The sequence below is a fragment of the Leifsonia sp. L25 genome, from assembly GCF_050632895.1.
In genome coordinates this window covers 2,222,885-2,238,845 of sequence record NZ_JBODRZ010000003.1, presented here as the reverse complement: position 1 = coordinate 2,238,845, position 15,961 = coordinate 2,222,885, and the positions used below count along the sequence as shown (strand labels likewise).

General features: G+C 68.9%; 21 protein-coding genes. 8 read left to right on the top strand and 13 right to left on the bottom strand.

Going from position 1 to position 15,961, the window contains the following annotated elements; all coding sequences use genetic code 11:
• The first annotated feature begins 7 nt into the window (after positions 1 to 7).
• The 3 genes from ACRAWC_RS15190 (at position 8) to ACRAWC_RS15180 (ending at position 2,805) form a co-directional block, all read left to right on the top strand.
• The gene (locus ACRAWC_RS15190) at positions 8 to 469 is read left to right on the top strand and encodes a DUF6153 family protein (protein WP_431348484.1); all 462 of its coding nucleotides are present in this window, start codon (positions 8 to 10) and stop codon (positions 467 to 469) included.
• A gap of 85 nt (positions 470 to 554) precedes the next feature.
• Positions 555 to 1,163 carry a DUF305 domain-containing protein gene (locus ACRAWC_RS15185; RefSeq protein ID WP_431348483.1) on the top strand — a complete coding sequence of 203 codons (609 nt, stop codon included), beginning with the start codon at positions 555 to 557 and terminating at the stop codon, positions 1,161 to 1,163.
• 109 nt (positions 1,164 to 1,272) lie between these two features.
• Positions 1,273 to 2,805 (top strand): multicopper oxidase family protein, encoded by a 1,533-nt coding sequence (locus tag ACRAWC_RS15180; RefSeq protein ID WP_431348482.1) that lies wholly within the window; start codon positions 1,273 to 1,275, stop codon positions 2,803 to 2,805.
• 45 nt (positions 2,806 to 2,850) lie between these two features.
• On the opposite strand, the gene ACRAWC_RS15175 is transcribed toward ACRAWC_RS15180, so the two are convergent.
• A complete protein-coding gene (locus ACRAWC_RS15175; protein ID WP_431348481.1) occupies positions 2,851 to 3,342 on the bottom strand; it encodes a hypothetical protein in 492 nt (163 codons plus the stop codon).
• Positions 3,343 to 3,576: 234 nt separating this feature from the next.
• On the opposite strand from ACRAWC_RS15175, the gene ACRAWC_RS15170 reads away from it, so the two are divergent.
• Positions 3,577 to 4,203, top strand: coding sequence for a TetR/AcrR family transcriptional regulator (locus ACRAWC_RS15170; protein ID WP_431348480.1), 627 nt, complete (start codon positions 3,577 to 3,579; stop codon positions 4,201 to 4,203).
• Between the two features lie 55 nt (positions 4,204 to 4,258).
• On the opposite strand, the gene ACRAWC_RS15165 is transcribed toward ACRAWC_RS15170, so the two are convergent.
• Together ACRAWC_RS15165 and ACRAWC_RS15160 are read right to left on the bottom strand one after the other, a co-directional pair.
• Complete coding sequence (locus ACRAWC_RS15165) at positions 4,259 to 5,908, bottom strand: HAD-IC family P-type ATPase (RefSeq protein WP_431348479.1); 1,650 nt, start codon at positions 5,906 to 5,908, stop codon at positions 4,259 to 4,261.
• Positions 5,845 to 6,507 (bottom strand): hypothetical protein, encoded by a 663-nt coding sequence (locus ACRAWC_RS15160; protein ID WP_431348478.1) that lies wholly within the window; start codon positions 6,505 to 6,507, stop codon positions 5,845 to 5,847. Before ACRAWC_RS15160 ends, ACRAWC_RS15165 begins: the two co-directional genes overlap by 64 nt.
• A 459-nt stretch (positions 6,508 to 6,966) precedes the next feature.
• Between ACRAWC_RS15160 and ACRAWC_RS15155 the strand changes: the two genes are divergently transcribed.
• Positions 6,967 to 7,476 (top strand): hypothetical protein, encoded by a 510-nt coding sequence (locus ACRAWC_RS15155; protein WP_431348477.1) that lies wholly within the window; start codon positions 6,967 to 6,969, stop codon positions 7,474 to 7,476.
• Here ACRAWC_RS15155 and ACRAWC_RS15150 read toward each other — a convergent pair.
• Positions 7,362 to 9,071 carry an FAD-dependent oxidoreductase gene (locus ACRAWC_RS15150; RefSeq protein WP_431348476.1) on the bottom strand — a complete coding sequence of 570 codons (1,710 nt, stop codon included), beginning with the start codon at positions 9,069 to 9,071 and terminating at the stop codon, positions 7,362 to 7,364. The genes ACRAWC_RS15155 and ACRAWC_RS15150 overlap by 115 nt on opposite strands.
• A 125-nt stretch (positions 9,072 to 9,196) precedes the next feature.
• Here ACRAWC_RS15150 and ACRAWC_RS15145 point away from each other — a divergent pair, with 125 nt between their 5' ends.
• The 3 genes from ACRAWC_RS15145 to ACRAWC_RS15135 all read left to right on the top strand — a co-directional run bounded on the left by ACRAWC_RS15145 (position 9,197) and on the right by ACRAWC_RS15135 (position 10,076).
• Entirely contained in the window at positions 9,197 to 9,379 is a 183-nt protein-coding gene (locus ACRAWC_RS15145; RefSeq protein ID WP_431348475.1) for a hypothetical protein, read from the top strand.
• Positions 9,380 to 9,381: 2 nt separating this feature from the next.
• A complete protein-coding gene (trxA, locus tag ACRAWC_RS15140; protein WP_431348474.1) occupies positions 9,382 to 9,738 on the top strand; it encodes a thioredoxin in 357 nt (118 codons plus the stop codon).
• 71 nt (positions 9,739 to 9,809) lie between these two features.
• The gene (locus ACRAWC_RS15135) at positions 9,810 to 10,076 is read left to right on the top strand and encodes a metal-sensitive transcriptional regulator (RefSeq protein ID WP_431348473.1); all 267 of its coding nucleotides are present in this window, start codon (positions 9,810 to 9,812) and stop codon (positions 10,074 to 10,076) included.
• Positions 10,077 to 10,177: 101 nt separating this feature from the next.
• Here the strand turns inward: ACRAWC_RS15135 and ACRAWC_RS15130 are convergent, their stop codons facing one another.
• From ACRAWC_RS15130 to ACRAWC_RS15090, 9 genes are all read right to left on the bottom strand, one after another.
• Positions 10,178 to 10,780: a cation transporter gene (locus ACRAWC_RS15130; protein WP_431348472.1), complete on the bottom strand. Its 603-nt coding sequence runs from the start codon at positions 10,778 to 10,780 to the stop codon at positions 10,178 to 10,180.
• A gap of 49 nt (positions 10,781 to 10,829) precedes the next feature.
• Positions 10,830 to 11,117, bottom strand: coding sequence for an antibiotic biosynthesis monooxygenase family protein (locus tag ACRAWC_RS15125; protein WP_431348471.1), 288 nt, complete (start codon positions 11,115 to 11,117; stop codon positions 10,830 to 10,832).
• Positions 11,118 to 11,152: 35 nt separating this feature from the next.
• The gene (locus ACRAWC_RS15120; protein ID WP_431348470.1) at positions 11,153 to 12,082 is read right to left on the bottom strand and encodes a cation diffusion facilitator family transporter; all 930 of its coding nucleotides are present in this window, start codon (positions 12,080 to 12,082) and stop codon (positions 11,153 to 11,155) included.
• A complete protein-coding gene (locus ACRAWC_RS15115; protein WP_431348469.1) occupies positions 12,079 to 12,219 on the bottom strand; it encodes a hypothetical protein in 141 nt (46 codons plus the stop codon). Before ACRAWC_RS15115 ends, ACRAWC_RS15120 begins: the two co-directional genes overlap by 4 nt.
• Positions 12,220 to 12,261: 42 nt before the next feature.
• Complete coding sequence (locus ACRAWC_RS15110) at positions 12,262 to 12,657, bottom strand: ArsR/SmtB family transcription factor (RefSeq protein WP_431348468.1); 396 nt, start codon at positions 12,655 to 12,657, stop codon at positions 12,262 to 12,264.
• A 150-nt stretch (positions 12,658 to 12,807) separates the two neighbouring features.
• On the bottom strand, positions 12,808 to 13,092 hold the full coding sequence (locus ACRAWC_RS15105) for a hypothetical protein (RefSeq protein WP_431348467.1): 285 nt from the start codon (positions 13,090 to 13,092) through the stop codon (positions 12,808 to 12,810).
• A gap of 131 nt (positions 13,093 to 13,223) precedes the next feature.
• Positions 13,224 to 14,183: an NAD(P)/FAD-dependent oxidoreductase gene (locus ACRAWC_RS15100; RefSeq protein ID WP_431348466.1), complete on the bottom strand. Its 960-nt coding sequence runs from the start codon at positions 14,181 to 14,183 to the stop codon at positions 13,224 to 13,226.
• Positions 14,176 to 14,553 (bottom strand): ferredoxin, encoded by a 378-nt coding sequence (fdxA, locus tag ACRAWC_RS15095; protein ID WP_431348465.1) that lies wholly within the window; start codon positions 14,551 to 14,553, stop codon positions 14,176 to 14,178. The genes ACRAWC_RS15100 and fdxA overlap by 8 nt, the downstream gene beginning before the upstream one ends.
• Positions 14,550 to 15,950 carry an FAD-dependent oxidoreductase gene (locus tag ACRAWC_RS15090; RefSeq protein WP_431348464.1) on the bottom strand — a complete coding sequence of 467 codons (1,401 nt, stop codon included), beginning with the start codon at positions 15,948 to 15,950 and terminating at the stop codon, positions 14,550 to 14,552. The genes fdxA and ACRAWC_RS15090 overlap by 4 nt, the downstream gene beginning before the upstream one ends.
• Positions 15,951 to 15,961 lie beyond the last annotated feature (11 nt).

Below are 15,961 nucleotides of genomic sequence, written 5' to 3'. Positions count from 1 at the left end.
AGGACACATGCTCGCCGACTGCAAATCGACACACACCCGCACCTGGCGCTGCCTGCTCGTTCTTCTCGTCGCCGTCGCGGGAATCGTCACCGGGATCCTGGCCATGCACGTGGTCAACACTCCCGCGAGCCAACCGCATGAGTTCACCATGTCTCACGCCACGTCCGCCGCCCTCGTGCAGTCGCACGAGAGCGGCACACTCTCGGCGGCGATCGCTCCCGCGAATCCCGACTCGGGGACGACCAGCGGATGCGCCGCAGACGGCTGCGACCCGATGCACGATATGACCGCCATGGTGTGCACTCTCGCACTCCTGGCCGCGACCATCCTGCTGGTCGCGCCCGCCCTGACCCGCGCCCCTCTCGGCGTGGGCATGCGCGCCGGACCCGCCACCCTGATCCGGACCGTCGCCCGCACCATCGGGTCGTCCCCACCGTCTCTTCTGGCTCTCTCCGTCGATCGCAGATGACGCACGCTCGCACCGCGCGCACGCGCGGTGCTGCTTCAGCGTGCCCGCCATCCGCACATCCACACGACGAAAGAGACCAATCCAGATGAACACCAGACTGATCGCACTCGCCTCCGGCGCCCTCCTGACCGCTGCCGCACTGGCCGGCTGCACCGCCGGCTCCTCCGGCAGTGATTCTGGTATGGGGAACATGCCCGGCATGAGCCACAGCACCTCCAGCACCGACGCCTCCACCTCGGACCACAACCAGGCCGACGTCACCTTCGCCATGGCGATGGTCCCCCACCACCAGCAGGCCATCGAGATGTCCGACACCCTCCTGGCCAAGCAGGGCGTGGATGCGAGGGTGACCGAGCTCGCGCAGAAGATCAAGGCCGCGCAGCAGCCGGAGATCGACACCATGAACGGCTGGCTGAGGACCTGGGGACAGAAGTCCGACATGGGCGGCATGGACATGGGCGGCGACGGCATGATGTCGCAGCAGGACATGGACGCGCTGAAGAATGCGTCCGGCGCTGACGCGTCGAAACTGTTCCTCACCCAGATGATCCAGCACCACCAGGGCGCCATCACCATGGCCACGACCGAGACCGACCAGGGCAAGGCGACCGACGCCGTCGCGCTGGCGAAGAAGATCGCCGCCGCGCAGACCGCCGAGATCGCCACCATGAAGCAGCTCCTCGCCAGTCTCTGACCCTCCAGGTCCCACCGGACGCGGGCGCCGTCACTCTCTCCCTTCGTGGCGGCCCCCGCCCCTCCCACTCCTTCTCGACCCTCTGGCCGCTTTCCCTCCTGGACATCTGATGAACTCTTCGAACCTCACCCGACGCAGCCTCCTCCTCGGCGGCGCCGGGATCGCCACCACCGTCGCCCTCGCAGCCTGCACCGGCGCCCCGAACCTCCTCACCGCAACCAGCGGCCCCGTCACCGCGGCCGAGAAAGCCCGCGGACGCACCGGACGAACGACCCGCGTCCAGCTCACCGCGGGCAAGACCGACATCGACCTCGCCGGGCGGACCGCCTCCACCTGGGCATACAACGGCCAGGTCCCCGGCCCCACCATCCGCGCGAGTGTCGGTGACACCATCCGTGCGCATGTGACCAACCAGCTCCCGGACGACACCACCGTCCACTGGCACGGCATCGCCCTGCGCAACGACATGGACGGGGTGCCGCCGATCACCCAGCAGCCGATCGCACCCAAGAGCTCGTTCCGCTACGAGTTCACCGCCGACGCACCGGGAACCTACTGGTATCACCCGCACGTCGGCCCGCAGCTCGACCGAGGCCTCCAGGGCCCGCTGATCATCGAAGACCCCCACGAGCCCCTCGGCTACGACCACGACTGGGTGCTCGTACTCGACGACTGGCTCGACGGCGTCACCGCCACCCCCGACCAAGTGCTCGCCGACCTGAAGAAAGGCATGGAGGGCATGGGCGGGATGGGAGGCATGGGCGGCATGATGGGCGGCGGCCAGGACGGCACCCCGACCCGGAACGGCAACCTCCTCACCGGGACCGGCTCGAGCCTGCTCGGCGGCGACTCCGGAGACGTCTACTACCCGTACTACCTCATCAACGGACGCCCGGCCGCAGACCCGGCCACCTTCACCGCGAAGCCCGGGCAACGGGTGCGGCTGCGCATCATCAACGCCGGCGGCGACACCGCGTTCCGGTTCTCCGTCGGTGGTCACCGGCTCACCGTCACCCACACCGACGGGTACCCGGTGAACCCCGTCGAGGGCGACAGCATCCTGCTGGGAATGGGCGAACGCTACGACGCCATCATCACCGTCGCCGACGGCGCCTTCCCCATCGTCGCCGAAGCGGTCGGCAAAGCCGCCCACGGCTTCGCCGTCCTCCGCTCCAACACGGTCAGCCCCGCACCCGCCGCCAACGGGTACACGGCCCCCGACACGTCACCGGTCACAGCGACCGTGCTCAGCGCCGCCTCCGCCGACACCCTGCGGCCGCGCGGCATCGACCGCCGCATCGACATCGCCCTCACCGGCGGAATGATGAACTACGACTGGGGCATCAATGGCACAGCCTTCGACATGAGCAACCCGCTCGACGGCGCCTACACGGTCCGGGAAGGCGAACGCGTCCAGCTCACCATCGCCAACCAGACCATGATGTGGCACCCCTTCCACATCCACGGCCACACCTTCCAACTCGACGGTGGACCGCGCAAAGACACCGCGATCGTGCTGCCGCACCGATCCGTCACGGTGCTGCTCGACGCCGACAACCCCGGGCTCTGGATGACCCACTGCCACAACATCTACCACGCCGAATCCGGGATGATGGCCGTACTCGGCTACGAGAAGACCTGAGCAACGGCTGCAGCCGGCGACGAGCACGCAACGGAGTCGAGAGAGCTACCCGGAATCGCGTCGACCCCGCACGCGCGTTCCGGACACCCAGCTCCGGGGTCGTCGGGCCCACGGCGTCAGCCCTCGCGGTTTGGCGTAGGCGAGGAGGGTGATCGCAGCGAGGACCACCAGGGCGGCAGCGGCGTCGAAGACGAGTTGGCCCTGAAGAGGCGATGCTCCACCATGCACCGAATGCATGACGATCGCGGTTTCGTCGACGACGCGGGCGTGAACCAGCAACAGGACCGTCGCCCCCGCCGTCAGTCCGAGCTTGAACAACACCCAGTAATGGCGCGTCAGCCCCCACTGCGTGATGAGGGAGATGGCGACGCCGCTCCCAAGCGACAGAATCGCCAACGGTACGATCACGATCCAGATGATGACCGACAGCTCTGCATAGACACCGGCGATGATGAGGTCATCGTTGCTGAGGAGCCCGAGGAGCGCCGAGGCGAGGAAGACCAGCACGGCGCCGATCCATGCGATGGACGTGAGCACGTGGATCGCTCGGAGAGATCGGCGCAATCCGCCCGGCACAGCGGTCATCCGTGTATCCACGCCATGCCGTGGCCGGTCAGGTGCATGACTGCGACGACGACCACGAGGCCCGCCATCAGCACACCTGTCACAATCGCCCAGCGGGGTGTTCGGGGTCGGTTCTGACTCATGACATTCATTAAGACACATCGTTACTAGTGAGTCAAAGTGTCTCAGTAGGAGTATGGTGGTCGCATGCCCAAGTTGTGGAGCGAGACGGTGACCGAGCACCGGTCCGCCGTGCTGGATGCGATCCTCGATGCGACCGCGCACCTCGTTCATCGAGACGGCGTCGCCGGCTTGACCATGACGGCGTTGGCAGAGGCGAGCGGAGTGGGGCGGGCGACTCTGTATCGGTACGTTCCCGACGTCGGGTCGGCTCTGGAGGCCTGGCAGCAGCGCGAGGTGGCGAACCATCTTCAGCGATTGCGGACGATCGCCGGCGACAGCGCCCCGGCCGACCGACTTGAGAACGTGTTGATGGGGTACGCACGCTTGCGCAGTCATCGACACGGGGACGACGGATCCCTTCACGACACCGCACGACTGGCGCCCGCTGAAGGCGAAGTCTGCGACCTGCTCGCCGGCATCATCGAGGATGCCGCCCATGACGGCCTCGCTCGTGCCGACATCCAACCGCGCGTGCTCGCCGCATACGCAACCGGAGCGCTCGGTGCGGCAGCGATGCTCCCCGAGCCCTCGGCAGCGACACGACTGGCCGCGCTCGTGACCGAGAGCATCCGCGGCGGATCGCGCTCCCACGGCGAGGGTCCGTCTGCCGCGCATTCAGGACCGGTCGACGGCCACCAGTGGAATCACTGAGGCGCCCATTCACCTGAGACGACGACGCCCGACCTCCCCCGCGCAAGCGTGACGATCACCGCTTCCCGGTTCCGCGTTCCCGAGCGAACGTCGCCGCGACGATCTCGACGAGGGCCACTCCCGCGATCGAGGACGCAACGACGACCGCCCACTCCGCGGGCGACAGTGCGACGAACACGAGGAATCGCCGGAGCATCGGAAGGGTGAAGACGACAACCAGACCGCCGACCATCGCAGCGAAGACGATGAGCTTGCGGGGGTCGAACGGCCGAGAGACGACGACGAGCACCCAGAGGGCGACGATCGCGAGGATCAGCGTCGCCCCGGTTCGCAACGCCTCCTGGTCGACCCCCGCAGTTGTCGCGATCCACGTGTAGGCGAAGATCAGCAGGCCGATGGCGCAGCCCGAGGGGACGGCGAACCGCAACGACCGCCTCAGGAAGCCGTGCTCGTAACGCCGGAGATTCGGGAGGAGCGCAAGGAAGAAGGCCGGCAGCCCGATCGTCAGGCCGTCGACGACCGACAGCTGGCGCGGCAGGAACGGGAAGGCGAGGAGGAACACGCCGCACACGAACGCGAGCACCGACGCGTAAACCGTCTTGGTGAGGAAGAGCCTGGAGATGCGCTCGATGTTCGCCATGACCCGCCTGCCCTCCGCCACCGCGGCGGGGAGCTCCGCGAACCGTCCGTCGAGCAAGACCATCCGCGCGATCGCTTTGGTCGCGTCGGTGCCGGACGACATCGCGATACCGATGTCGGCGCGCTTGAGGGCGGGGATGTCGTTGGCTCCGTCGCCGGTCACCGCCACGGTCCGCCCTGCGGACTGGAAGGCCGCGACGATGTCGCGCTTGCGGTCGGGGGTGACGCGGCCGATCACCACCTCGTCATCGACGACCTCCACCAGACGGCGTGGGTCGGCGGGAAGCTCGCGGCCATCGAAACCGCGATGACCGCCCAGCCCGACCTCCGCCGCTATTGCGGCCGCCGTGAGGGGGTCGTCGCCCGACAGGATCCGGACGGCGACGCCCTCGCGCGCGAAGAAGGCCAGGGTCTCTGCGGCATCCTCTCTGACGCGCTCGCGGAAGGTCAGCACCGCGACCGGCCGCAACCCCGCCGGCGGGCCGGCGCCGACGCCCAGCGGCGCGTCGCCGTGAGCGAGCACGAGCGCCCTGCGCCCCCGCGCCGCGAACGAGGCAGTGGCCTCGTCGAGGCGGCGATCGGGGAACAGGACGTCGGCGGCCCCGAGGACCCACGAGCCGTCGGAGCTCCCGCCTTCGAAGGACACTCCGGACCATTTCCTCGCCGACGAGAACGGCACCCGCGCGATCGGCGCCGCGTCGGTGGGCACCGGATAGCGCTCGAGCAGCCCGCGCGCCGTCGCGTTCGCGTCGGCAGCCGACCCGAACCAGCCGAGCACCTCCCGCCACCCGGACGGGAGGCCCGCGGCCGGCAGCAGAGTGCGCTCCTCGTCGAAGCGGACGTCGCCCTCCGTCAGGGTGCCCGTCTTGTCGAAGCAGATCACGTCCACACGGGCCAAGACCTCGACCGCGGCCAGCTCCTGCACGAGAACCTGCCGCCTGGCGAGCCGCACCGCCCCGACGGCGAACGCGATACTCGTCATCAGCACCAGCCCGAGCGGGATCATCGCGACCACCGCAGCGATCGTGTAAACCGCAGCGTCGCGCCACTCCTCGGAGTGGAACACGGCCGACCACCCCCGAGGGCCAGCACCTGGGCGTTGAAGACCAGCAGCGCAAGCGGGCCGATGCCCCAGGCCACCCAGCGCAGCACGGCCTGGATGCCCGCGTGCAACTCGCTCGACACCAGCGAGAACCGGCGTGCCTGCGCGGCAAGACCGTTGGCGAAGGTGTCCGCGCCGACCCGGTCGACCCTCGCCCTGCCCTCCCCGCCGACGATCACGGACCCGCCGAGAAGGACATCGCCGACCCCTTTGTCCACGGGGTCGGACTCACCGGTCAGCAACGATTCGTCGGCCTGCAGTCCGTCCGAGACGACGACGCGCGCGTCCGCCGCCACCCGGTCGCCGACGCGGACGACGAGAAGCTCGTCGATGACCACGTCGTCCGGACTCAGCACGACCTCCCGCCCGTCCCTGACGGCCCGCGCCGACGACGCGGAGGGGAGCGCCAGCCGGTCGAGCGTGGCCTTGGCCCGGAGCTCCTGCCACGTGCCGATGACGAGGTTGGCGAGCGCCGAGAGGCCGAACAGGGCGTCCTGCCAATCGCCGATCACGAGAAGCACGGCGAAGCAGCCCCCGATGATCGCGTTGAACAAGGTCAGCACGTTCGCACGCAGGATGCCGGCAAGGCTGCGGCTGGTGCGTGGCCGGTAGCGGTTGCCGAGTCCCGCCGCCGCGCGATCCGCGACGTCCGCGCTCGACAGCCCTGTCAGGACGCCCCGCCTTCCGAGAAGCCGGCGAGCGCCGCGCCGTCGGGACTTCCGAACTCGAAGTGGATGACGGGATGGGACACGAGGATCCTCCTTCCGACCGGCCTCGCTCACGAACCCGCGCCGAGCGAGGTCTCGTGCTGCATGGACTCACTGTGCTCACTGCGGGGCCCGTCGGCCTGGGCCGAAAGTCACGTGGCGGTGGTACCGGGCCCTCGTCGCGACGGGCAGCGAGCGCGGTCGGCTCCCTGACGGCTTCGGGCAGGGAGGCTCGGAGACGCCCTGGCGCAGCGCCGGCGAAGGGTGTGACCTTCGGCCCTGATCGGCGGCCGGCCCTGGGCACAGGATGGGGTCATGTCTCGTCATGAACCACACGGAGGCTCCCCGACGGGCCGCAGCCGGCATCCCGTGCTGGCACGCTCGCTCGCCGTGCTCGGCGCCGTGCTGACCGGACTGCCGCTGGCCGCACCGATCTTGTTCGCGCTCGCGTTCCTCGCGGCCGGACGAGGCCTCCGCCTCGACTATCTGATGCCCGGCGAGCTCTTCCCGCTCGTCGTGGCCGGCGGGGCCGCTCTTGTCGCCGCCTCGCTGATCGCGCAGTGGAGACGCATGGTCGTGAGCATCGCCTTCGGTGCGACCGCACTGCTGCTGGCACTGGTCGACGTGCTCGCCGCCGTCACCGGGCTCGCCTCCGGGAGGACCGCCGCCGAGGGATGGCCGCTCGTCGTGGTCGCCGGGACTTACGCGCTCTACGCGCTCGCGGTGGCGGCGATGTTCGTCCTCAGCGTGCTGCTCTGCCTCGCGCTGTTCTCCCGGGAGGCGGCGCCGCCTGCGGCTGACGTCCCCCCGGCCCAGGTGCGATAGCCTCCGTCGAGGTTGACGACGTCACGGCCGTGCTGGGCGAGGATGCGCGCGGCGGTGTGGCCGCGCTGTCCCACCGGACAGTGCACGACGAGCGGCCCGTCGGGCAGTTCGGCGAGCCGGTCGCGCAGTTCGTCGACCGGGATGTTGAGCGCGCCCGGGATGGCGCCGGCGGCGTGCTCGCGCGGCGTCCGGACGTCGATCAGGGTCGCGCCGGCCTCCAGCACGAAGTCGAGCTCGTGCCATTGGATGGTGCGGGTGGCGCCGGTGCGGAGGTTGTCGGCAACGTAGCCGAGCTGGTTGATCGGGTCCTTCGCCGAACCGAACTGCGGGGCGTACGCGAGCTCCAGCCGGGCCAGGCCTGCGGCGGTGATGCCACCGGCCATGGCGACGGAGATCACATCGATGCGCTTGTCGACGCCCTCCCCGCCGACGACCTGCGCGCCGAGGATCGCGTCGGTCGCCGGGTCGACCAGCAGTTTCATCGACATGGGGCTGGCACCCGGGTAATAGGTCGCATGCGAGGTGGGGTGGGTGTGGATGGCGCGATAGTCCCGCCCGACGGCTGCGAGCTGACGCTCGCTCCAGCCGACCTTCGCGGCGACGGTGTCGAACACCTTGACGATGGCGGTGCCCAGGGCCGGCGTGTTCCGCTCGTCGCGGCCCGCGATCACGTCGGCGACGGAGCGGCCGTGACGGTTGGCGAGCCCGGCCATCGTCACCAGCGCCTCTTCGCCGGAGAGCGCATCGACCTTCTCGACGCCGTCGCCGACGGCGTAGATGTGCGGGTCGGAAGTGCGGTTGGAGGGGTCGACGGCGATCCCGCCGGTCGGCCCGACCCGCAGCCCGGCGGAGCGGGCGAGGTCGACGCCGGGTACGACACCGGAAGCGTCGACGATGAAGTCCGGGCGCAGCCTGGCACCGTCGCTGAGCAGCACGGTGCCCGCGTCGACCGAGTCGATGGTGACCGAGGTGCGCACGTCGATGCCGTGGCTGCGCAGCTGCGCCTCCAGAGGTGCCACCATCTCCGGGTCCAGCGGAGTGAGGATCTGCGACGAACGCTGGACGAGGGTCACGTGGATGCCGCGGCGCACCAGGTTCTCGACGGCCTCGAGCCCGATGAACCCGCCCCCGACGACGAGCGCCGACGGGTGGTCCGCGGCGGCCTGAACGAGCACGCCGATCGCATCCACGTCCTCCACTGTGCGCAGGGTGTGGGTGGGGATTCCGGGGTGCCCGGCGGCCTCCCGGGCGGATGCACCCACGGCGAGGATCAGCTCGTCGTAGCTCTCGATGAATGTGTCGCCCGCGGCCAGGTCGAGCACCGACACCGTGCGCGCAACGGGGTCGACGCTGATCACCTCGTGCCCGGTGCGCACATCCAGCCGGAAGCGCGCCGCGAGCGACTGCGGCGTCTGCAGCAGCAGCGATGAGCGATCCGTGATCACTCCGCCGACGTAGTACGGCAGCCCGCAGTTCGCGTACGAGACGTAGGGGCCGCGCTCGAAGACCACGATTTCCGCGGACTCGTCGAGCCGGCGCAGCCGGGTCGCTGCGGACATTCCTCCGGCGACTCCACCGACGATCACGGTCTTCATGGTTCGTTCCTCCCGAGGATGGTTTTGTTATACCCTCCCCGGTATCGTACTATACGGAGGGGGTATACCGAATCGCCCTCCATCGAACCCCGGAACATCGAACCCTGGAAAGAGAGTCCACATCCATGTGCTACCCCGCCACCTGCAAAGTCTGCGGAAAGACCACCTGGAGCGGCTGCGGCCAGCACGTCGCTGACGTGCGCCGCCGCGTCCCCGCCAACCAGTGGTGCAACGGCAACCACACCGATGCCGAGAAGGCGGCCGCTTCCGGCGGCGGATTCTTCGGCCGGCTCTTCGGACGCCGCTGACCATGAGCACCGTCACCGTCACCGCCGCCACGCTCAAGAGCCGGATCGAGCAGAACGGCATCGTCCTGCTCGACTTCTGGGCGGCCTGGTGCGGACCCTGCCGCATGTTCGCCCCCGTGTTCGAGACGGCATCCGAGCAGCACCCCGACATCGTGTTCGGCAAAGTCGACACCGAGGCCGAGCAGGAGCTCGCCGCTGCCGCGGGGATCACCTCGATCCCCACGCTCATGGCATTCCGCGACGGGGTCCTCGTGTTCTCCCAGCCGGGAGCGCTCGCCGCGCCGGACCTCGAGGACCTGATCGGGCGGATCCGCGCTATCGATCCGGCCGAACTGACCGCGGCCAAGGCGCGCGCCTGACCCGACGGGATACCCTGGCGGGTACCGCGACACGCTCACCCCGCGCCGGCATCATGAGAAAGAAGACCACCGTGGCCACCACCACCGCCGACATCAAACCCGTCCTCAACCGGCTGCGCCGCGCACAGGGCCAGCTGAACGCCGTCATCGCCGCCGTCGAGAACGGCGGCAAATGCCGCGACGTCGTCATCCAGCTTGCCGCCGTGTCCAGCGCGCTCGACAAGGCAGGCTTCCAGATCATCTCCACCGCCATGCAGAAGTGCCTCACCGACCCCGACGACACCTCCGACCCGATGACCGTCGAGGAGCTCCAGAAGCTCTTCATGACGCTCTCGTGAAGACGGTGAGCGAAACGGCGTCGCCGAGGGGCGTGGTCGTTCACCTCGGTGAGGCCGACGCTGCAAGCACGCGGGCGTGATTGACTCGGGCGAACAGGCGTCTACCCGGCCGCAGTCTCGCGGAAGATCTCAACCGCCTCGCGGATCGCGTAGTAGACGATGACCAGGGTCGCGGCCGAATCGGCCCACCACCACCCGAAGACGGTGTTCAGCAGGACGCCGAGCAGCACCGCGCAGGCCAGCAGCCCGTCGATCATGGTCACCCGGCCCTCTTTCTGGAGCACCGGGTTTCGGAGCGCGCGCCCGGTTCGCGCCTTGAGCGCCGCGAGGACGAACATGGTGATCGCCGTGATGCCGGTCCAGATGATTCCGCCCACGCTGCCGTCGGGGCGGTGACCGGTGAAGAGAGCGGCGGCGGTCTGGATGAGGAGGTAACCGGCGAGACCGACGAAAGCCGCGCCGATCAAACGGAGGGCGACCCTCTGCCGGTGTTCTCCCGTCCCTGAGAGCTCCCAGATCACGACGGCGCTGGCGCCGATCTCGATGAGCGAGTCGAGCCCGAATCCGGCGAGGGCGACGGAGGCGGATGACACGGCGAGCACGGCGAGCACGATGACGCCGACGACATTCCAGGCCAGCGTGATCCACTCCAGGGTGAAACCGGTGCGGAGAAGCGCACGTTCGTCAGGGGCGAGATCGGTCATCGTTCGATTCCTTCGGTCATCCGCTGGAGAGCGCCGGGGTTATGTCGTCTCAGAGGTCGACGACTTCGAATTCGAGCAGGTCGGCGCCGGTCGCGACCGGGTTCGTCCCCCCGTGGGTCATGCCCGACTGGCCTTCGCGCCACGCCTGGTAAGCCTCCTCGTCGGCCCAGGTGCTGACGACGAAGTAACGGTCTTCGCCCTTCACCGGGCGCAGGAGCTGGAAGCTCTCGAAGCCGATGTGCTGGTCGACGTCGTGCGCCCGGCCGGCGAACCGGGCCTCGAGGTCGGCGCCGCGCTCAGCGGGGACGTGGATGGCATTGATCTTCACAACGGACATGGTGGCTTCTTCCTTCGGGGTGGTCTTCGGTTCGGTCAGTGGTCGGCCGCGACGGGCGTCACGACGAAATCGTCCAGGTTGCGCAGGTCGCCACGCACCCGCTCGGACGCGCGCTCCGCCACATGGGTGGCGTCATGGAGGGTTGCAGCGTCGGTGGTCACGACGGCCGAGCCGAGGAGGCGGTGGCCGACCCAGCGCAGTTTCACGGTGCGGATGCCGGTGACGCCCTCGGTGTGCTCCAGGCCGTGCTCGACCCGCTCGATCAGGTGCGGGTCCACAGCGTCCATGAGGCGGGCGCCGACGGACTTCACGGTGCCCCACAGCAGGATCAGGATCGAGATCGCGATCAGCAGACCGATGATCGGGTCGGCGATCGGGAAGCCGAGCAGGACCCCGATCGCACCCAGCACGACCGAGAGCGATGTGATCCCGTCGAGTCGGGCGTGCACACCGTCGGCGACCAGCGCTGCCGAGCCGATCTTCCGCCCGACGCGGATCCGGTAGATCGCCACGAGCTCGTTGCCCGCGAACCCGATGACCCCGGCGGCGATCAGCCACCAGGCGTTCTGCACGGGGTGCGGGTGGATGAACCGGTCGATCGCCTCCCACCCGGCGACGACTGCGGAGAGGGCCACCACGAAGACGATGAACAGGCCGGCCAGGTCTTCGGCGCGGCCATAACCGAAGGTGTAACGGCGCGTGGCGAGCCGGCGGCCGAGCACGAACGCGATCCACAGCGGCACCGCCGTCAGTGCATCCGCGAAGTTGTGGATGGTGTCGGCCAACAGCGCGACGGACCCGGTGAAGAAGACGAAGCCGAGCTGCAGCAGGGTCGTGCCCAGCAGAATGAACATCGACACTTTCACCGCGGTTACGCCGGCCTTGCTGGCTTCCAAGGCGTCGTCGACCGAGTCTGCGGCGTCATGGGTGTGCGGGACGAAGAGATCGTAGAGAAAGCCCTTCACGCCACCGTGCGGATGGGAATGCCCGTGGTCGTGGTCGTGGTCGTGGCCGTGGTCATGGTCATGGTCATGGTCATGGTCATGGTCATGGTCGTGGTCGTGGTCGTGAGGATGCTCGTGGCCGTGACCGTGCTCGTCATGGGAGTGCGGGTGCTCGTCGTGCTCGTGGGTGTGGATCCCGCTCATGCGTGTGCCTCCTCCACTGCCGCCGCCTCCGTTGCTGCTGCCTCCACATGATGGTGCCGCGGGGTACCACCCAGAGAGTGCTCGGCCTGGAAGATCGCATCCGTCACGAGGCGGCTGGCGTGCTCGTTCTCCAGCCGGTAGAACACGCGCTGCCCGTCCTGTCTGGTCGAGACGATCCGAGCCAGACGCAGCTTCGCCAGATGCTGGGACACCGCCGACGGCTGCTTGTCGAGGATGTCGGCAAGGTGGTTCACCGACAGCTCGCCTGCATCCTTCAGAGCCAGGACTATCCTCACCCGGGTGGCGTCGGCAAGCATCCCGAACACCTCAACCGCGAGCTCCACATACTGGCTGTCGGGCAAGCGACCGCAAATCGGCTTATCTGCATCCATACGCAGATTAAATAACGGCCGAAGGCCGGATGCAAATCGTCGGCCCGAAGTCGGACGACCCGAGGACCCTCACCGGTTCAAGTCGCGACGTTCAGCCGGCCGTCGGGGTCTCCCGCTCCACTCCTCACGGTGAAGGCCGGGCGACTGCGGCTAGATTCCCCACTCGTCGAAATCGTCCGTCGGCGGGACGACGGACTCCGCAAGCGAGGCCCCGGCTGCAGCCAAATCATGGGAATCGTCCATTTCCGGGTCGGGTAGTCGCTCGACAAAGACCGGCAACCCCGGGGTCACCATCACCTCTACCGTCTCCCCGCGAACGTTGAAGATCACAAAATCTCCGCCGGATCGCGCAGCATCCGTGAGCCGTCCGCGCAGTACCGCGATCTCAGCGTCAGACACGGCGAAACGACGGCCGGCCAAACTCACAAGATACATACCCAAAATGTGGATCTTTTCGAGTCGAAGACGTTCGCGAGGTTGCAGCCTCGACGAGCGATGCGGGTGTTTGAGCGCTCCTTCGGCGCTGTACCGAGCTTAACTCGGGGGCCGTCCGAAATCTAGCCAATCTAGGAACTGTGACACGCGTGAAACCGACCGGCGGAAGCGGACGGATCCTCCCCAGCGAAGTGAAGGTCTCCGACGATGGCAGCGGCGACACGTGCACCGTCGCCGGCAGCGATGATCATCTGCTGCGGCCCCGGCGCGGCCACGTCTCCCGCGGCATACAGCCCCGCGACCGTGGTCCGCCCGCCGTCGTCGGTCGTGACGAAGCCATCTGCTGACGTGCCGGGACGAATGTCGTCGAGGAAGCCTGCTGGGACCGACCACTTCGGACGCACGAAGCCGCCCTCGACAGGAACCGACCGACCGTCCTCCAACAGCACGGAGCGGACAGCGCCCCGCTCCCCCTCGAGATCCGTGACCGCGGTCCGCTCGAGCCTGATCCCCCGCTCGCTCAGTGCTGCACCCTCGGCGGCGGTGACCACCGGTGCGCCGTTGGTGAAGACGGTGAGGTCGGTGGTCCAGCGGGCGAGGTGGATCGCGCGGCGCGCGAGATCGGGTGTTTCGCCGATGAGCGCGAGCGGTCTGCCTCGGAGGTCCCACGCGTCGCAGGCGACGCAGCTGAAGACGCTCATCCCGTAATAGGAGCGGATGCTGGGCAGCGCCGGGAGGGTCTCGGTCAGGCCGGTGGTGAGGAGAACCGCGGCGGCTGAGACCGTGCGGAGCTCGCTGGGTGCTCGGCCGGGGATCTCGACGAGGAACCTGTCCCCGTCCTTCCGAACGGAGGTCACAACCCGGCGCTCCAGGTGTTCGACATTCTCATAGGCGGAGAGCTCGGCCTTCGCCAGCGAGCGCAGTTCGGTGGGGCGAATGCCGTCGCGGGTGAGGAAGCCGTGCGAGCGGAGGGTGGCCGAGTTGCGCGGGCGACTGGCGTCCACCAGGACGACGTCCACCAGGGCGCGCGCGAGGTTGAGGGTGGCGGACAATCCGGCGGGGCCGCCTCCGATGACGACGACGTCAGGCATGCGCGACGCCCTCCCGCGACGATTCGGTCTGCGACCACTCGGTCTGCGGCGACCCGGTCTGCGGCGGCAGCGCGGCGATCAGCGGGTGGTCATACGGCTGCGGCCCGACCTTCGCGGCACCGCCGGGGTTGCCGAGCTCGCTGAAGAACTCGACGTTCGCAGCGTGGTAGTCGGCCCACTCGTCGGGGAGGTCGTCCTCGTAGTAGATCGCCTCGACCGGGCAGACCGGCTCGCACGCTCCGCAGTCGACGCACTCCTCGACGTTGATGTAGAGGGAGCGCTCGCCCTCGTAGATGCAGTCGACCGGACACTCGTCGATGCAGGCGCGGTCCTTCACGTCCACGCAGGGCAGCGCGATCACATACGTCATCGGACGATCACTTCGCGGTTGGAGATCGCGACCTGCTCCTCGCGCGGCACGACCTTGACGCGCTCGCGCACGACGTCGCCGGCGAAGCCGTCGCCGAGCGCTCGCTCGTGCGCGTCGAGGGCGAGCCAGCCCTCCCAGGTGGTGTAGCGGACGCCGCGGGACTCCAGGAAGTCGAGCACGGCCTCCTCACCGGGGCGCGCGGCGTCGGCCAGGGCGTCGTGATCCTCGAGAAGCTTCTCGATGGTCTCCCCGGCGTCGCCCTTGGTGTGGCCGATCAGGCCGACCGGGCCGCGCTTGATCCAGCCGGTGGTGTACAACCCGACCACGGGCACGCCGCCGTCGAGGACGCGGCCGCCGTCGTTCGGGATGACGCCGGCGGTGTCGTCGAACGGCACGTCCCGCACCGGGGTGCCGCGATAGCCGACCGCCCGGTAGACGGCCTGCACGTCGTAGTCGAGGAACTCGCCGGAGCCGCGGATGCCGCCCTGCCCGTCGGGTTCGGTGCGCTCGAAGCGGATGCCGGTGACGGCCTCCTCGCCGAGCAGCTCGACCGGCCGATGCCAGAAGTGCAGGTGCAGGCGGCGGGGCGCGCCCGTGGGCTCCCGGTCGCGCCACGACTGGAGGATGCGGGCCATCACCTTCGCCTGGTTCCCTGCCGCGCGCCGCTCGCCGGTCGTCACGTCGGCATTCGTCGCCTCGGCTGCGCGGTCGAAGTCCTCCTCGTACAGCACGATGTCGACGCCGGGGACCTCGCCGAGCTCGCGCAGCTCGATCGGTGTGAACTTGATGTCCTCCGGGCCGCGGCGGCCGAAGACGTGCACATCCTCGACGGGCGAGGAGAGCAGGCCGGCGTGCACGTTGTCCGGGATGTCGGTGCTCAGCAGATCGGCCGGGTGCTTGGCGAGTACGCGGGCGACGTCGAGCGCGACGTTTCCGTTGCCGAGCACGGCGAGCTGCGTCGCGTCGAGCGGCCAGTGCCGGGGCACGTCGGGGTGGCCGTCGTACCAGGACACGAAGTCGGCGGCGCCGAAGCTGCCGGGCAGGTCGAGCCCGGGGAGGTCGACGATCGCGTCGCGCTGGGCGCCGGTGGCGAAGATCACCGCGTGGTAGAGCGACTGGAGCTCGTCCACGGTGATGTCGGCGCCGACCTCCACGTTGCCGATCAGGCGCACCGAGCCGTCGGCGAGCATGTCGTGCAGGGACGTCACGATGCCCTTGATCCGCGGGTGGTCGGGGGCGACTCCGTAGCGGATGAGCCCGTACGGAGCCGGGAGCAACTCGAACAGGTCGATCCGGGCGTCGATGCCGGCCTCGGCGGCGCGGGTGCGCAGGATGTTGCCGGCGTAGATTCCGGCGGGTCCGGCGCCGACGACGGCGACGCGGAACGGTCGGGTCATGAGGTGTGCCT

Bases quoted from the DNA above. Each gene is read 5' to 3' on its own strand.
- ACRAWC_RS15190 (WP_431348484.1), top strand. From the start codon at position 8: ATGCTCGCCGACTGCAAATCGACACACACCCGCACCTGGCGCTGCCTG.
- ACRAWC_RS15185 (WP_431348483.1), top strand. From the start codon at position 555: ATGAACACCAGACTGATCGCACTCGCCTCCGGCGCCCTCCTGACCGCT.
- ACRAWC_RS15180 (WP_431348482.1), top strand. From the start codon at position 1,273: ATGAACTCTTCGAACCTCACCCGACGCAGCCTCCTCCTCGGCGGCGCC.
- ACRAWC_RS15170 (WP_431348480.1), top strand. From the start codon at position 3,577: ATGCCCAAGTTGTGGAGCGAGACGGTGACCGAGCACCGGTCCGCCGTG.
- ACRAWC_RS15155 (WP_431348477.1), top strand. From the start codon at position 6,967: ATGTCTCGTCATGAACCACACGGAGGCTCCCCGACGGGCCGCAGCCGG.
- ACRAWC_RS15150 (WP_431348476.1), bottom strand. From the start codon at position 9,071: ATGAAGACCGTGATCGTCGGTGGAGTCGCCGGAGGAATGTCCGCAGCG.
- ACRAWC_RS15145 (WP_431348475.1), top strand. From the start codon at position 9,197: ATGTGCTACCCCGCCACCTGCAAAGTCTGCGGAAAGACCACCTGGAGC.
- trxA (WP_431348474.1), top strand. From the start codon at position 9,382: ATGAGCACCGTCACCGTCACCGCCGCCACGCTCAAGAGCCGGATCGAG.
- ACRAWC_RS15130 (WP_431348472.1), bottom strand. From the start codon at position 10,780: ATGACCGATCTCGCCCCTGACGAACGTGCGCTTCTCCGCACCGGTTTC.
- ACRAWC_RS15125 (WP_431348471.1), bottom strand. From the start codon at position 11,117: ATGTCCGTTGTGAAGATCAATGCCATCCACGTCCCCGCTGAGCGCGGC.
- ACRAWC_RS15115 (WP_431348469.1), bottom strand. From the start codon at position 12,219: ATGACGAGCACGGTCACGGCCACGAGCATCCTCACGACCACGACCACG.
- ACRAWC_RS15110 (WP_431348468.1), bottom strand. From the start codon at position 12,657: ATGGATGCAGATAAGCCGATTTGCGGTCGCTTGCCCGACAGCCAGTAT.
- ACRAWC_RS15105 (WP_431348467.1), bottom strand. From the start codon at position 13,092: ATGTATCTTGTGAGTTTGGCCGGCCGTCGTTTCGCCGTGTCTGACGCT.
- ACRAWC_RS15100 (WP_431348466.1), bottom strand. From the start codon at position 14,183: ATGCCTGACGTCGTCGTCATCGGAGGCGGCCCCGCCGGATTGTCCGCC.
- fdxA (WP_431348465.1), bottom strand. From the start codon at position 14,553: ATGACGTATGTGATCGCGCTGCCCTGCGTGGACGTGAAGGACCGCGCC.
- ACRAWC_RS15090 (WP_431348464.1), bottom strand. From the start codon at position 15,950: ATGACCCGACCGTTCCGCGTCGCCGTCGTCGGCGCCGGACCCGCCGGA.